Below are 14,220 nucleotides of genomic sequence, written 5' to 3'. Positions count from 1 at the left end.
CCGTGAGCACGGACCGGGCCCCTCGACCTCGCGCGGGTGCGCTAGCCGACGACTGTCCACGTGTCGTTGCCCGCCAGCAGCTGGCTCAGGTCGCCCTTGCCGTGCCGTTCCAGGGCCGTCTCCAGCTGGTCCGCCATCAGGGTGTCGTACACCGGCCGCTCCACCGACCGGAACACCCCGATGGGGGTCTGGTGGAGGGTGTCCGGGTCGGCGAGGCGGGACAGCGCGAAGGCCGTGGTGGGGGTGGTCGCGCGGGCGTCGTGGACCAGGATCCGCGACTCGTTCTCCGGGGTGACCGCGACGACCTGGAGGTCGCCGGTGGCCGGGTCGCGGACGACGCCCTTGCCGCCGTCGGCGCCGAAGCGGATCGGCTGCCCGTGTTCGAGGCGGATGACCGCCTCCTGGGCCAGGTCCTTGTCCTTGAGGACCTCGAAGGCGCCGTCGTTGAAGATGTTGCAGTTCTGGTAGATCTCCACGAGCGCCGTGCCGTTGTGGTCGGCGGCCTGCCGCAGGACCTCGGTGAGGTGCTTGCGGTCGGAGTCGACGGTGCGGGCCACGAAGGAGGCCTCCGCGCCGAGCGCGAGGGACACCGGGTTGAAGGGGGAGTCGAGGGAGCCCATCGGGGTCGACTTGGTGATCTTGCCGACCTCGGAGGTGGGGCTGTACTGGCCCTTGGTCAGCCCGTAGATCCGGTTGTTGAAGAGCAGGATCTTGAGGTTGACGTTCCGCCGGAGGGCGTGGATGAGGTGGTTGCCGCCGATGGAGAGCGCGTCGCCGTCGCCCGTGACGACCCAGACGGAGAGGTCGCGGCGGGAGGTGGCGAGTCCGGTGGCGATGGCCGGGGCGCGGCCGTGGATCGAGTGCATCCCGTAGGTGTTCATGTAGTACGGGAAGCGGGAGGAGCAGCCGATGCCGGAGACGAAGACGATGTTCTCCTTCGCCAGGCCCAGCTCGGGCATGAAGCCCTGGACGGCGGCCAGGACCGCGTAATCACCGCAGCCGGGGCACCACCGCACCTCCTGGTCGGACTTGAAGTCCTTCATGGACTGCTGCGCCTCGGCCTTGGGGACCAGGTTCAGCAGCGTCTCCGTGGGCTCACTCATCGATGGCCTCCTTGAGAGCGGCGGCGAGCTGCTCGGCCTTGAACGGCATGCCGTTGACCTGGGTGTGGCTGCGGGCGTCGACGAGGTACCTCGCCCGGACGAGGGTGGCGAGCTGCCCGAGGTTCATCTCGGGCACGACGACCTTGTCGTACCGCTTCAGGACCTCGCCGAGGTTCTTCGGGAAGGGGTTGAGGTGCCGCAGGTGGGCCTGGGCGATGTGCCCGTCCTCGCGGCGGATGCGGCGGACCGCGGCCGTGATCGGCCCGTAGGTGGAGCCCCAGCCGAGGACCAGGGTCCGTGCGCCGTCCGGGTCGTCGACCTCGATGTCGGGGACGTCGATGCCGTCGACCTTGGCCTGCCGGGTGCGGACCATGAACTCGTGGTTGGCGGGGTCGTACGAGATGTTCCCGGTGCCGGCCTGCTTCTCGATGCCGCCGATGCGGTGTTCGAGGCCGGGGGTGCCGGGCACGGCCCAGGGGCGGGCCAGGGTCTCGGGGTCGCGCTTGTACGGCCAGAAGACCTCGGTGCCGTCGGCCAGCTCGTGGTTGGGCCCGGTGGCGAACTGCGTCCGGAGGTCGGGGAGTTCGTCGACGTCCGGGATCCGCCAGGGCTCCGAGCCGTTGGCGAGGTAGCCGTCGGAGAGCAGGAAGACCGGGGTGCGGTACGCGAGGGCGATCCGGGCCGCCTCGATCGCCGCGTCGAAGCAGTCGGCGGGCGTCTTCGGGGCGACGATCGGGACCGGTGCCTCGCCGTTGCGGCCGTACATCGCCTGGAGCAGGTCGGCCTGCTCGGTCTTGGTGGGCAGACCGGTCGACGGGCCGCCCCGCTGGATGTCGACGATCAGCAGCGGCAGCTCCAGGGAGACCGCGAGGCCGATCGTCTCGGACTTGAGCGCCACTCCGGGCCCCGACGTGGTCGTGACGCCGAGCGCGCCGCCGAACGCGGCCCCCAGGGCCGCGCCGATGCCGGCGATCTCGTCCTCGGCCTGGAAGGTGCGGACGCCGAAGTTCTTGTGCCTGCTGAGCTCGTGGAGGATGTCCGAGGCGGGCGTGATGGGGTACGAGCCCAGGTAGAGCGGCAGGTCCGCCTGGCGCGCGGCGGCGACCAGGCCGTACGAGAGGGCCAGGTTCCCCGAGATGTTCCGGTAGGTGCCGGTGGGGAAGGCCCGGGTCGCGGGGGCGATCTCGTAGGAGACGGCGAAGTCCTCGGTGGTCTCGCCGAAGTTCCAGCCGGCCCGGAAGGCGGCGACGTTCGCCTCGGCGATCTGCGGCTTCTTCGCGAACTTCTGCCGCAGGAAGGCCTCGGTGCCCTCGGTCGGCCGGTGGTACATCCAGGACAGCAGCCCGAGCGCGAACATGTTCTTGGAGCGCTCGGCCTCCTTCCGGGACAGGCCGAAGTCCTTGAGCGCCTCGACGGTCAGCGTGGTCAGCGGTACCGGGTGGACCCGGTAGCCGTCCAGCGAGCCGTCCTCCAGGGGCGAGGTCGTGTAGCCGACCTTGGCCATGGCGCGCTTCGCGAACTCGTCGGTGTTGACGATGATCTCGCCCCCGCGCGGCACGTCCCCGATGTTGGCCCTGAGGGCGGCGGGGTTCATCGCGACCAGCACGTTCGGGGCGTCGCCCGGCGTCAGGATGTCGTGGTCGGCGAAGTGCAGCTGGAAGGACGAGACGCCCGGCAGGGTTCCGGCGGGTGCCCGGATCTCGGCCGGGAAGTTCGGCAGCGTGGAGAGGTCGTTCCCGAAGGACGCCGTCTCCGAGGTGAAGCGGTCACCCGTCAGCTGCATGCCGTCCCCGGAGTCACCCGCGAAGCGGATGATCACCCGGTCGAGACGGCGCACTTCCTTCTCGGTGCCGTGGTGCGGCTTCGCCGGGGCGCTGCGCTGCTCCCCGAGCAGGGCCTCACCGGCCTCGCTACTGACCTGGCTGGTCACTGAACTGGACCTCCCTCGCGGCAAGGGGACTCTCCGCCGGAGGCGGGAGAGGGCTCGGGGCGCGGTCGGCCGATCACCGTCCGTCCCCAGGGCCCACCCTACGACGGCAGGGAGGGCCCTCCCGGGACTTCTCGCATCTCGGACCTCTTTTTGAGACGCCCACTTGCCCTGAATCGTCACGTTCTGTCGCCACCCGGAGTGTTCCGGAAAGCCGGATTCCGCCTCATTCTCTGGTTCCGGGCCCCCTGGGGGGCCGTCGCCGGCCGTCCTCCGGTGCGCGGAGTCCGGCCGGCCGTCCGTCCGATACCTGACAGAGTGTCAGATGATCAGGATTTCAGATACGTCAACACCGCCAGTACCCGCCGGTGATCGCCGTCACTCGGCGAGAGGCCCAGCTTCAGGAAGATGTTGCTGATGTGCTTCTCCACCGCGCCGTCGCTCACCACCAGCGCCTTCGCGATCGCCGAGTTGGTCCGCCCCTCCGCCATCAGGCCGAGGACCTCCCGCTCGCGCGGCGTCAGGTTCGCGAGCACGTCCTGCTGCCGGCTCCGGCCGAGCAGCTGCTGCACGACCTCCGGGTCGAGCGCGGTGCCGCCGCCGGCGACCCGCACCACGGCGTCCACGAACTCCCTGACCTCGGCGACCCGGTCCTTCAGCAGATAGCCGACGCCCCGGCTGGAACCGGCCAGGAGTTCGGTGGCGTACTGCTCCTCCACGTACTGCGACAGCACGAGCACGCCGAGTCGCGGGTGCTCCTTCCGCAGCCGCACGGCCGCCCGGACCCCCTCGTCCGTGTGTGTCGGCGGCATCCGCACGTCGGCCACGACCACGTCGGGCAGCGCGCCCTGCGCGGCGAGCCCGGCCACGGTCTCGACCAGCGCCTCACCGTCCCCCACACCAGCGACCACCTCGTGCCCGAGGTCGGTGAGCAGCCGGGTCAGCCCCTCCCGCAGCAGCACCGAATCCTCCGCGATGACCACCCGCACGCGCCCGACCCCTTGATCCACACCCACGCCCAACAGCCCCCACGTCTCGCCGACCGAATACTTCCTGTGACTCGGCCAGCATCGCAGGGTCGCCTCGCCTCGTGCCCGTTCCCGGCACGAGGCCCGTCACCTCGGGCACCGCGCCCTCCACGTCCCGCGCGCACCCGACCGGGCCCCGGGATCCGAGGACCCCGGGACGCCGGCCCCCGCCCGCGCCGCTCACGCCCGCCAGGGCAGCTCCACCGTCACCGTCGTCGGCCCGCCCTCCGGCGAGTCCACCGCGAGCACGCCGTCGACCGCGCCCACCCGGTCCGAGAGCGAGGCCAGGCTCCGCCCGGTCACCACGTGCGCCCCGCCGACACCGTCGTCCCGCACCTGCAGCATCAGCCGACCGCCCGTCCGCCACACGTCCACCCAGGCCCGCCGCGCCCGTGCGTGCGCCGTGACGTTCCGCAGCAGCTCGGAGACGGTGAAGTACGCGATGCCCTCGATCGCCGCCACCGGCCGCGCCGGCAGGTCCACGTCCACCGAGACCGGGACCGCGCACCGCGAGGCCACCGCCGACAGCGCCGCGTCCAGACCCCGGTCGGTGAGGACCGCGGGATGGATGCCCCGCGCGAGGTCCCGCAGCTCCTGGAGCGCGAGCTTCACCTCGCCGTGCGCCTCGTCGACGAGCACCGCCGCCGCCTGCGGATCCCGGGCCAGCGTCTCCTTCGCGAGGCCGAGGTCCATGGCGAGCGCGGCGAGCCGGGCCTGCGCCCCGTCGTGCAGCTCGCGCTCGATCCGCCGCAGGTCCGCCGATGCGGTGTCGACGACCACGCCCCGGTCCGACTCCAGCTCGGTGACGCGCGAGGCCAGCCGGGAGGGCCCGAGGAGCGCGGTGACCAGCAGCCGGTCGACCGTGACGAACCCACGCAGCAGCCAGGGGCCCGCCATCACGAAGAGCAGCCCGGCCAGGCACGTGACCGCGACCTCGAAGGGCGAGTCGAGGTACAGGTGGTGGGTCCCGTCGCCGTACAGCTGGATGCCGTCCTGCCCGAGGTACGCGGGGAAGGTCCACCTCCACAGCGGGTACGTGAAGAGGCCCCAGCCCCAGCCCCAGAAGGCCACGGTCACGGAGAAGGAGACGATCGCCCACGGCATGTGCACGATCGCGTAGAGCAGGTGCCGCCAGGACGATCCGCTCTTGAGCACGGCCCCCATCCAGGAGAACGCGCCGCCGGACCGGGGCCGCACCGGTTCGGGCGCGCCCACCTCGACCCCCAGCAGGGCCCGCGTCCGGGCCCGCTCGACGACGCCGAAGCCCCGGCACATGGCGAGGGCCCCGGCCAGGATCGGCACGCCGAGGAAGGTGACGAGCAGCCCGGCTCCGGCCGAGACGAACGCGACCGAGAGCGCGAACCAGCAGACGCTCAGCGGCAGCCCGACCAGCACGTGGAGCAGCGCACGCCACGTGCGGCCCTCGAACGGCGCGCGGATCGCGGCGGGGAGGTGGGAGGCCATCGCGAGGGTCCTTCTCTGCTGGGGGAGGGGGCGGTCGGTACGCGTCCCAGCCTTCCGCGCCGGGCCCGCCGGGACCATGAGGAGGGTGGGCGTCTGGGGGCGGGGGTTTTCCCTACCTCGGGAGCGGTGAGAGGGACGGTGGCGGTCGGCGGGAGGGGGGGAGCGGCGGGGAGGGCGCGAGACGGGGCGCCCGGCGGCGGAGACGCGAAGGGGCCGGCGGGGAGCGGACACACACCGTGTCGCTCTTCACCGGCCCTCAGGCACCCCGGGCGCCGCCCCTATGACCCCCGGGCGTCCTCGCGGCGGCTCACGGCTTCGGCCGTGACCGCCACGGCAGTTCCGCCGTCACCGTCGTCGGGCCGCCCTCCGGCGAGTCCAGGACGAGCAGGCCGTCCACCGCGCCCAGCCGCTCCGCGAGGCCCGCCAGGCCCGTGCCGCCGTCGAAGCGGGCACCGCCCGCCCCGTCGTCGCGCACCTGGAGCAGCAGCCGGTCCGCCGCCCGCCACACCTCCACGGACGCGGACCGCGCCCGCGCGTGCTTCGAGACGTTCTGGAGCAGCTCCGACACCGTGAAGTAGGCGATGCCCTCGATCGCCTCGGCCGGCCGCTCCGACAGGTCCACCGTCACCTTCACCGGCACCGTGCAGCGCGCCGACACCGAGGACAGCGCGGCGCTCAGCCCGCGGTCGGTGAGGACGGCCGGATGGATGCCCCGGGCGAGGTCCCGCAGTTCCTGGAGGGCGAGCTTCACCTCGCCGTGCGCCTCGTCGACCATCGCCGCCGCGGCCTCCGGGTCGTCGAGGAGCTTCTCCTTGGCCAGGCCGAGCCCCATCGCGAGCGCGACGAGCCGGGCCTGCGCCCCGTCGTGCAGGTCCCGTTCGATGCGGCGCAGGTCCGCCGCAGCGGTGTCGACGACGACCCCGCGGTCCGACTCCAGTTCGGCGATCCGCCGCTCCAGCTCGTCCGAGGGGGAGAGCAGGCCGCGGACCATGCCCCGGTCGGCGCCGGCCATGCCCCGCGCGAGGAACGGCAGCACCGGCCACAGCACGAGGAGGGAGACGAGCGCGACCGTGAACGTCACGATCCCCCAGGGCAGCCGGATCAGCCCGTACAACTGCGTCCGCCAGGCCACCGGGTCCTTCAGCCTGCTCCACAGCCAGCCGAAGAAGCCGCCGCGCGACGGCAGCGGGGACGGTTCGGCGATCGCGACCCCGAGGAGCGCGCGGGCCCGGGCCCGCTCCGACCGGCCGAGGAGACGCGCGCCGCCGAGCCCGAGGGCGAGCAGCGGGAGCCCGACGACGGTGACGGACAGCCCGACGCCGAGGACCACGCTCACGACCGCGTAGACGAAACCGGCCAGCGCGGTGAAGAGGTTGGAGAGGAGGAAGGCGATCTCCTTCCACGTCTCCTTGCCGTAGGCGGTGCGGCGGGGCGGACGGGGGCGCGGCGGCGCGGCGGCGGCCCCGGAGGGCTCGGCGGGATCGAGAACGGCGGTCATGGGCCCCAGCCTGCCGGTCGCGGACCCGGCGACGCCATGGGGGAGGTCGGTGGGCGGCCGGGGGGATATCCCCACCCGGAGCGGTACGGGGACGGCGCCGCGCCCTCGCGAGGACCGGGCCGAGCCCCGCGAGGACGGTGCAGACGCGACTGCTTACGGTCTCTTTAGCAGGGCCTAGACTCGCGTCCGTACAGAAGTGACTCATGAGACACCGAGACCGAGGGGCGGACGGACGTGCGGGAACCGACCGTTGTCGCGGCCGGCGTGACGGGCGCGGCGGACTACTTCGAGACGTACTCAGTCGTCGGCATCCTCGCCGTCGTCGGCGTGCTCTTCGTCGCCGTGGCGTTCGGCGCGGGCCGACTGCTGAGGCCTGTCGTGCCGACGCCCGAGAAACTCCTCACCTACGAGTGCGGGGTCGACCCCGTCGGGGAGGGCTGGGCGCACACCCAGGTCCGCTACTACGTGTACGCCTTCCTCTACGTCATCTTCGCCGTCGACTCGATCTTCCTCTTCCCCTGGGCGACGGTCTTCGCCGCGCCCGGCTACGGCGCCACGACCCTGGTCGAGATGTTCGTCTTCCTCGGCTTCCTGGCCGTGGGCCTGCTCTACGCGTACAAGAAGGGCGTCCTGGCATGGACGTAACACCCCTGCCCACACCCCTGCCCGCTCCGAAGCTGGGGCCGCTCGCCCGCCTCGCCCCCGAGCCGATGAAGGTGGTCCTGAACTGGGGCCGCCGCTACAGCCTGTGGGTCTTCAACTTCGGGCTCGCGTGCTGCGCGATCGAGTTCATCGCCGCGTCGATGGCCCGGCACGACTTCATCCGGCTCGGCGTGATCCCCTTCGCGCCCGGCCCCCGCCAGGCCGACCTCATGATCGTCTCGGGCACCGTGACGGACAAGATGGCGCCGGCGGTGAAGCGGCTGTACGAGCAGATGCCCGAGCCCAAGTACGTCATCTCCTTCGGCGCCTGCTCCAACTGCGGCGGCCCCTACTGGGACTCGTACTCGGTCACCAAGGGCGTCGACCAGATCATCCCGGTCGACGTGTACGTGCCGGGCTGCCCGCCGCGCCCCGAGGCGCTGCTCCAAGGGATCCTCAAGCTCCAGGAGAAGATCGCGCGGGAGAGCCTGGCCGAGCGGTACGCGGCCACCGGCGGCGCGTCGGTCGCGCAGCTGACGAGCCCGCTCGTGGAGCGCCCGGGAGCCGGGGAATGACGGCCTACGACTCCCTCCCCGACGCCGTGACGGAGGTCTTCGGCGAGGCGGCGACGGCGGAGCGGGCCTACGACCTGCTGACCGTCGACGTCCCGCCGGCGTCCTGGACCACGGCGCTCGAAACGGCCCGGGACGTGCTCGGGTGCACCTACTTCGACTGGCTGAGCGCCGTCGACGAGCCCGGCACCGGCTTCCGGGTCTGCGCGCACGTCGCCGCGGTGGGGGAGGGGCGCCCGCGGCGCCTCCTGCTCCGCACGACGGTCCCGCACTCCGCCCCCGTCCTGCCCACCGCGATCGGCGTGTACGCGGGCGCGGGCTGGCACGAGCGCGAGACCCACGAGATGTTCGGCGTGGACTTCACGGGCCACCCGCACCTGGTGCCGCTGCTGCTCCCGGAGAACTTCGAGGGCCACCCGCTGCGCAAGGACTTCGTCCTCGCGGCCCGGGTCGCGAAGGCGTGGCCGGGCGCGAAGGAGCCGGGCGAGTCGCACGAGGGCGGCCCGAAGCGCCGTCAGATGCTTCCCCCGGGCGTTCCGGACCCGAACGAGTGGGGCCCGCTGAAGGGCCAGCTCCCGCCGGCCCCGGCGCGCCCCGCCCGGGCGGCGGCGGGCGACCGCCCGGTCCGCCGGGCCCGCTCGGTGACGGAGGGCTCGGCGACCCAGGCGGAACCCGGGACGACACCCGAGGCCGCACCGGACACCACCCGTCCGCCGCGCCGGAGCCGTTCGGTGTCGGAGGGGTCGGCGAGCCAGGCGGCGTCGGCGGAGGAGGCCCCGGCGGCCCGTCCGCCGCGCCGCAACCGTTCGGTGTCGGAGGGGTCGGCGAGCCAGGCGGCGTCGGCGGGTCCGGAGGCGTCGGCGGAGGAGGCCCCGGCGGCCCGTCCGCCGCGCCGCAACCGTTCGGTGTCCGAGGGCTCGGCGAGCCAGACGGCTCCGGCAGGGGAGCCGGACGCGGCCGGACCGGGAGCCGACGCCCCGCCCCCGGCGGCCCGCCCGCCGCGCCGTAACCGCTCGGCCGCCGACGGGTCGGCGAGCCAGTCGACCCCAGACGGCCCCGCGCCGCGCGCGGAGGCCGCACCGCCGCGCACCCGCAGCTCGGACGCCCCCTGGCACCACGCCCGCCCGGCCTTCGACGAGAAGACCCCGCCGGACCCCGCACCCGAGGGCAAGCCGGCGGCGGCCCCCGCTCCCGAGCCGGCGGCGGCGCCCGAGCCCGCGCCTCCGGCGGAGCCCCCGGCGAAGGCCGCCCCCGCACCCGAGGGGAAGCCCGAGCCGGAGGCGAAGCCCGCTCCCGAGCCCGAGCCCGCCCCCGAGCCCGCCCCCGAGCCGGAGGCGAAGCCCGCACCCGAGCCGGGTCCCGAGCCCGAGCCGCAGGCAAAGCCCTCGAAGCCCGCTCCCGAGTCCACCGACCCAGCCGACCCCACCACCCCCGCCGGAGGCGATCCCGCGTGAACGACGTACTCGACGTCGCCCTCCGGCTGCTCGTCGTCTTCGCCGTCTTCCTCGTCCTGCCCCTCGTCGTCGGCCAGACCGAGCACAAGGTCATGGCCCACATGCAGGGCCGCCTCGGCCCCATGTACGCCGGCGGTTTCCACGGCTGGGCACAGCTCGTCGCCGACGGGGTGAAGTTCGCGCAGAAGGAGGACATCGTCCCCAGGGACGCCGACCGGCGGGTCTTCCAGCTCGCGCCGGCCGTCGCCCTCCTCCCGTACCTCCTCGTCCTCGTCGCCATCCCCATCGGCCCGGGCGAGGGCGCGGTCGGGCAGGTCGTCGACGCCGGCATCTTCTTCGTGCTGGCCGTGATGGGCGTCGGCGTCCTCGGCAGCCTGATGGCCGGCTGGGCGTCCGCGAACAAGTTCTCGCTGCTCGGCGGGCTCCGTACCGCCGCCCAGCTCCTCGCGTACGAGCTGCCCATGCTGCTCGCCGCCGCCTCCGTCGCGATGGCCGCCGGCACCGTCTCCCTCCCCGGGATCCTCGACGCCTTCGAGTGGTGGTGGCTGCCCTGGCAGATCGTCGGCGCCCTCGTGTTCTTCGTGGCGGGCCTCGCCGAGCTGCAGCGGCCCCCGTTCGACATGCCCGTCGCCGACTCGGAGATCATCTTCGGCGCGTACACCGAGTACACCGGGCTCCGCTTCGCGCTGTTCCTGCTCGCCGAGTACGCCGGCATCGTCGTCCTGTGCGGCCTCACCACCGTCCTGTTCCTCGGCGGCTGGCACGGCCCCTTCGGCGGTGACGGGCTCGGCTGGGTGTGGACCCTCCTCAAGACCGCGGTCCTCGCGTTCGTCGTGATCTGGCTGCGGGTCAGCTACCCGCGGCTGCGGGAGGACCAGCTCCAGAAGCTCGCCTGGACGACCCTCGTCCCGCTCGCGCTCGCGCAGATCGCGCTCACCGGCATCGTGAAGGTGGCGATCCAGTAATGGCCATTCCCGGCTCCGGCCTCGCCAAGGGCCTCGCCGTCACCCTCCGCACGATGACGAGGAAGACCGTCACCGCGCAGTACCCGGACGTCCAGCCCGAGCTGCCGCCCCGCACCCGCGGGGTCATCGGGCTGTTCGAGGAGAACTGCACGGTCTGCATGCTCTGCGCCCGCGAGTGCCCCGACTGGTGCATCTACATCGACTCCCACAAGGAGACGGTGCCGGCGGCGGCCCCCGGCGGCCGCGAGCGCAGCCGGAACGTCCTCGACCGCTTCGCCATCGACTTCTCCCTCTGCATGTACTGCGGTATCTGCATCGAGGTGTGCCCGTTCGACGCGCTGTTCTGGTCGCCCGAGTTCGAGTACGCGGAGACCGACATCCACGAGCTGACCCACGAGCGAGACAAGCTCCGCGAGTGGATGTGGACGGTTCCCGAACCGCCCGCCCTCGACCCGCGCGCGGAGGAGCCGAAGGAGATCGCGGCCGCCCGCAAGGCCGCGGAGAAGGCCGCGGCCGCCGCGGCCCAGGCCCGGGCCGAGGAGGAGCAGTCGTGATCCTCGCCGCCCACCAGGCCCTCCAGCAGGCCGCCGGCCAGGTGACGCTGAACCAGCAGACGCACGGCTTCCTCTCGCCCACGGGCGTCGAGATCGCCTTCGTCCTCGTCGGGCTCGTCACGCTGGGCGCCGCCCTCGTGACCGTCACCACCCGCCAGCTCGTCCACGCCGCGCTCTGGCTGGTCGTGGCGCTCGGCGGCCTCGCCGTCGAGTACCTGCTCCTGACGGCCGAGTTCATCGCCTGGGTCCAGGTCCTGATCTACGTCGGCTCCGTCGTCGTCCTCCTCCTCTTCGGGCTCATGCTCACCAAGGCCCCCATCGGACACTCCCCGGACGCCGACTCGCGCAACAAGCCGGTCGCCGCGGCCGTCGCGCTCGCCGCCGCGGCCGCGCTCGTCTGGGTGGTCGTCGACGCCTTCCGCACGACCTGGATCGACCTCGACGGAGCCGTACAGGGGTCCACCGAGGTCTCCGGCCAGATCCTCTTCCGGCACTGGGTGCTGCCGTTCGAGGCGCTGTCCGTCCTCCTCCTGGCCGCCCTGGTGGGCGCCATCGTGCTCTCCCGCAGGAAGAACAAGGAGGAGGAGCGCTGATGCACCTCGCCTACCCGGCGGTCCTCGCCGCCCTCCTCTTCGCCGTCGGCGTCTACGGCGTCCTCGCCCGACGCAACGCGATCCTGGTCCTGATGTCCGTCGAGCTGATGCTCAACGCCGTCAACCTCAACCTGGTCGCCTTCGACGTCTGGCTCCGCGACACCCTCCACGCCGGCCAGGCCCTCACCCTCTTCACCATCGCCGTCGCCGCCGCCGAGATCGGCATCGGCCTCGCGATCGTCCTGATGGTCCACCGCACCAGGGGCACCGCGGACATCGACCGGCTCCGCGACACCGCCGAACCGCCGCAGCCCTGGGACACCGCCGCCGAGGACGACACACCCCCCGACGGCCTGCCCGCCGACGGCACACCGACCGACGACACGCCCCCCGGCGAGAAGGCCGAGGCCACCGCGTGACCACCACGACCCTCGCCGTCCTCGTCCCCGTCCTCCCCTTCCTCGGCGCCGTCGCCGGACTCCTGCTCGGCCGCACCGCCCCCGGCTTCGTGCGCCCGCTCGCCGTGCTGCCCGTGCTCGCGGCCACCGCGCTGGCCGTCGCCGTCGCCGTCCGGCAGGGCGGCGGGAAGACGATCGACGCCGCCACCCAGCTCACCCCCACCGGCTCGGTCCCCATCGACCTGGCCCTGTACATCGACGGCTTCGCGGCCCTCGTCGCCGTCCTCGTCGGCGTCGTCGCCACCTGCGTGCAGGTCTACTCGACCGGCTACCTCCGCGAGGACCCGCGCTACCCCTCGTACGCCGCGCTCGTCTCCCTCTTCACCTCCGCGATGCTGCTCGTCGTCTACTCGGGCGACCTGATGGTCCTGCTGGTCGGCTGGGAGATCATGGGCATCTGCTCGTACTTCCTCGTCGGCCACTACTGGGAGACCCCCGAGGCGCGGGCCGCCTCCCTCAAGGCCTTCCTCGTCACCAAGCTCGGCGACGTCCCCTTCCTCATCGGCCTGTTCGCGCTCGCCGCCGACGCGGGCACCTTCCGGATCACCGGAGTCCTCGGCGCCGTCGCGAGCGGCGGCCTCGACCACCCCACCCTGATCGCGCTGCTGCTGCTCGCCGGCGTGGCCGGCAAGTCGGCCCAGTTCCCGCTGCACACCTGGCTCCCGGACGCCATGGCCGGCCCCACCCCCGTCTCCGCGCTCATCCACGCGGCGACGATGGTCGCCGCCGGCATCTACTTCACGGCCCGGCTGCTGCCCGTCTTCGCCGAGTCCGCCGCCGCGATGACCGTGCTCGCCGTGATGGCCGCGATCACCATGGTCGGCTCCGCGCTCGCCGCGCTCGCCCAGGACGACATCAAGCGGGTCCTCGCCTATTCGACGATCGGCCAGCTCGGCTACATGGCCGGCGCCCTGGCCGTCGGCGACCGCGGGGCCGCCGTCTTCCACCTCCTCTCGCACGCCGCGTTCAAGGCCCTGCTCTTCCTCGCCGCCGGCACCGTCATCCACGCCGCCGGCACGAACTCGCTCACCGCCATGTCCCGTATGAGCGGCCTCGCGAAGCGCGTCCCGGACGCGTACTGGACGATGACCGTCGCCCTGCTCGCGCTCGCCGCGATCCCGCCCTTCGCCGGCTTCTTCTCCAAGGAGGCCGTCCTGGTGGCCGCCGAGCACACCGCGCTCGGTGACCGCACGGTCGCCCCCGCCGGAGCAGGCTGGACCGTCCTCGTCGCCGGCCTGCTGACCGCCCTCCTCACCGCCGCGTACGCGCTCCGCCTCTGGCTGCGGACCTTCCGCGGCCGCGGCGCCGAGGCCCCCGCGCACGGTCGCCAGCCGCTCGCCATGACGTCCGTCCTGTGGGTGCTCGCGGTCCCCTCCCTGGGCTTCGGCCTGACCGTCACGTACCTCGACGACTGGTTCGACGGGAACGCCCTCACCCCGACCCTCACCACGGCGGTCCTGGGCACCGGCCTCGCCGCCGCCGGCGCCGCCGTCACCTACGCGGTCTGGCGCACCCTCGCCGCGCGGACCCCGGCGGCGGCCGCCGCCCGGGTCCCCGCCCCGCACGTGGCCCACCCGGACGCCGACGCCGGACTCGTCGAGGCGGAGGCGCTGACCCTGCCGCAACCCGCCGAGGACCCGGCCGACCCCGGCCGCGCCCTCCTCGGCCCGCTGCACGGCCCCGCCGCCGACGGCTTCCACCTGGACGCCGTCTACCGGACGGCGTTCGTCCGCCCCGTCCTCGCCGCCGCCTCCCTGGTCCGCTTCCTGGACCGCGAGGTCGTCGACACCTACGTCCGCGGCGCGGGCGCCTCCGCCAAGGGACTCGGCTGGCTCGTCCGCCGCGCCCAGACCGGGAACGTGCAGACCTACCTCAGCGCCCTGCTCGCCGGCTCCGTCGTCCTGGCGATCGCCGCCGTCGCCCTCGCCAACGCCGTCGCCGGAGCGTGAGCCGTGATCGATA

At 73.3% G+C, this 14,220-nt stretch carries 13 protein-coding genes; 8 read left to right on the top strand and 5 right to left on the bottom strand.

Going from position 1 to position 14,220, the window contains the following annotated elements; all coding sequences use genetic code 11:
* Positions 1 to 41 precede the first annotated feature (41 nt).
* The 5 genes from ACY0MR_RS15635 to ACY0MR_RS15615 form a co-directional block, all read right to left on the bottom strand.
* A complete protein-coding gene (locus ACY0MR_RS15635) occupies positions 42 to 1,103 on the bottom strand; it encodes a 2-oxoacid:ferredoxin oxidoreductase subunit beta (protein ID WP_361858981.1) in 1,062 nt (353 codons plus the stop codon).
* Complete coding sequence (locus tag ACY0MR_RS15630; RefSeq protein ID WP_388792650.1) at positions 1,096 to 3,033, bottom strand: 2-oxoacid:acceptor oxidoreductase subunit alpha; 1,938 nt, start codon at positions 3,031 to 3,033, stop codon at positions 1,096 to 1,098. Before ACY0MR_RS15630 ends, ACY0MR_RS15635 begins: the two co-directional genes overlap by 8 nt.
* A 326-nt stretch (positions 3,034 to 3,359) precedes the next feature.
* Entirely contained in the window at positions 3,360 to 4,019 is a 660-nt protein-coding gene (locus tag ACY0MR_RS15625; RefSeq protein ID WP_361858975.1) for a response regulator transcription factor, read from the bottom strand.
* A 219-nt stretch (positions 4,020 to 4,238) separates the two neighbouring features.
* The gene (locus tag ACY0MR_RS15620) at positions 4,239 to 5,522 is read right to left on the bottom strand and encodes a sensor histidine kinase (protein WP_388792652.1); all 1,284 of its coding nucleotides are present in this window, start codon (positions 5,520 to 5,522) and stop codon (positions 4,239 to 4,241) included.
* A 307-nt stretch (positions 5,523 to 5,829) separates the two neighbouring features.
* The gene (locus tag ACY0MR_RS15615) at positions 5,830 to 7,020 is read right to left on the bottom strand and encodes a sensor histidine kinase (protein ID WP_388792654.1); all 1,191 of its coding nucleotides are present in this window, start codon (positions 7,018 to 7,020) and stop codon (positions 5,830 to 5,832) included.
* Between the two features lie 234 nt (positions 7,021 to 7,254).
* On the opposite strand from ACY0MR_RS15615, the gene ACY0MR_RS15610 reads away from it, so the two are divergent.
* The 8 genes from ACY0MR_RS15610 to ACY0MR_RS15575 are packed head-to-tail and all read left to right on the top strand — an operon-like array spanning position 7,255 to position 14,207.
* The gene (locus ACY0MR_RS15610) at positions 7,255 to 7,665 is read left to right on the top strand and encodes an NADH-quinone oxidoreductase subunit A (protein WP_361858966.1); all 411 of its coding nucleotides are present in this window, start codon (positions 7,255 to 7,257) and stop codon (positions 7,663 to 7,665) included.
* Entirely contained in the window at positions 7,656 to 8,237 is a 582-nt protein-coding gene (locus ACY0MR_RS15605; RefSeq protein ID WP_392206702.1) for an NADH-quinone oxidoreductase subunit B, read from the top strand. The genes ACY0MR_RS15610 and ACY0MR_RS15605 overlap by 10 nt, the downstream gene beginning before the upstream one ends.
* Positions 8,234 to 9,688: an NADH-quinone oxidoreductase subunit C gene (locus ACY0MR_RS15600; RefSeq protein ID WP_473561226.1), complete on the top strand. Its 1,455-nt coding sequence runs from the start codon at positions 8,234 to 8,236 to the stop codon at positions 9,686 to 9,688. Before ACY0MR_RS15605 ends, ACY0MR_RS15600 begins: the two co-directional genes overlap by 4 nt.
* Positions 9,685 to 10,653, top strand: coding sequence for a complex I subunit 1/NuoH family protein (locus ACY0MR_RS15595; RefSeq protein ID WP_473561224.1), 969 nt, complete (start codon positions 9,685 to 9,687; stop codon positions 10,651 to 10,653). The genes ACY0MR_RS15600 and ACY0MR_RS15595 overlap by 4 nt, the downstream gene beginning before the upstream one ends.
* On the top strand, positions 10,653 to 11,207 hold the full coding sequence (locus ACY0MR_RS15590; protein WP_388792662.1) for a NuoI/complex I 23 kDa subunit family protein: 555 nt from the start codon (positions 10,653 to 10,655) through the stop codon (positions 11,205 to 11,207). Before ACY0MR_RS15595 ends, ACY0MR_RS15590 begins: the two co-directional genes overlap by 1 nt.
* 41 nt (positions 11,208 to 11,248) lie before the next feature.
* A complete protein-coding gene (locus ACY0MR_RS15585) occupies positions 11,249 to 11,800 on the top strand; it encodes an NADH-quinone oxidoreductase subunit J family protein (RefSeq protein WP_388794054.1) in 552 nt (183 codons plus the stop codon).
* A complete protein-coding gene (nuoK, locus tag ACY0MR_RS15580) occupies positions 11,800 to 12,219 on the top strand; it encodes an NADH-quinone oxidoreductase subunit NuoK (protein WP_473561222.1) in 420 nt (139 codons plus the stop codon). Before ACY0MR_RS15585 ends, nuoK begins: the two co-directional genes overlap by 1 nt.
* A complete protein-coding gene (locus ACY0MR_RS15575) occupies positions 12,216 to 14,207 on the top strand; it encodes an NADH-quinone oxidoreductase subunit 5 family protein (RefSeq protein ID WP_473561220.1) in 1,992 nt (663 codons plus the stop codon). The genes nuoK and ACY0MR_RS15575 overlap by 4 nt, the downstream gene beginning before the upstream one ends.
* Positions 14,208 to 14,220 lie beyond the last annotated feature (13 nt).

This window comes from Streptomyces sp. JN8, from assembly GCF_055808075.1.
Note: the sequence above shows the minus strand (reverse complement) of the source record. Positions and strands in the feature narration are given on the sequence as shown.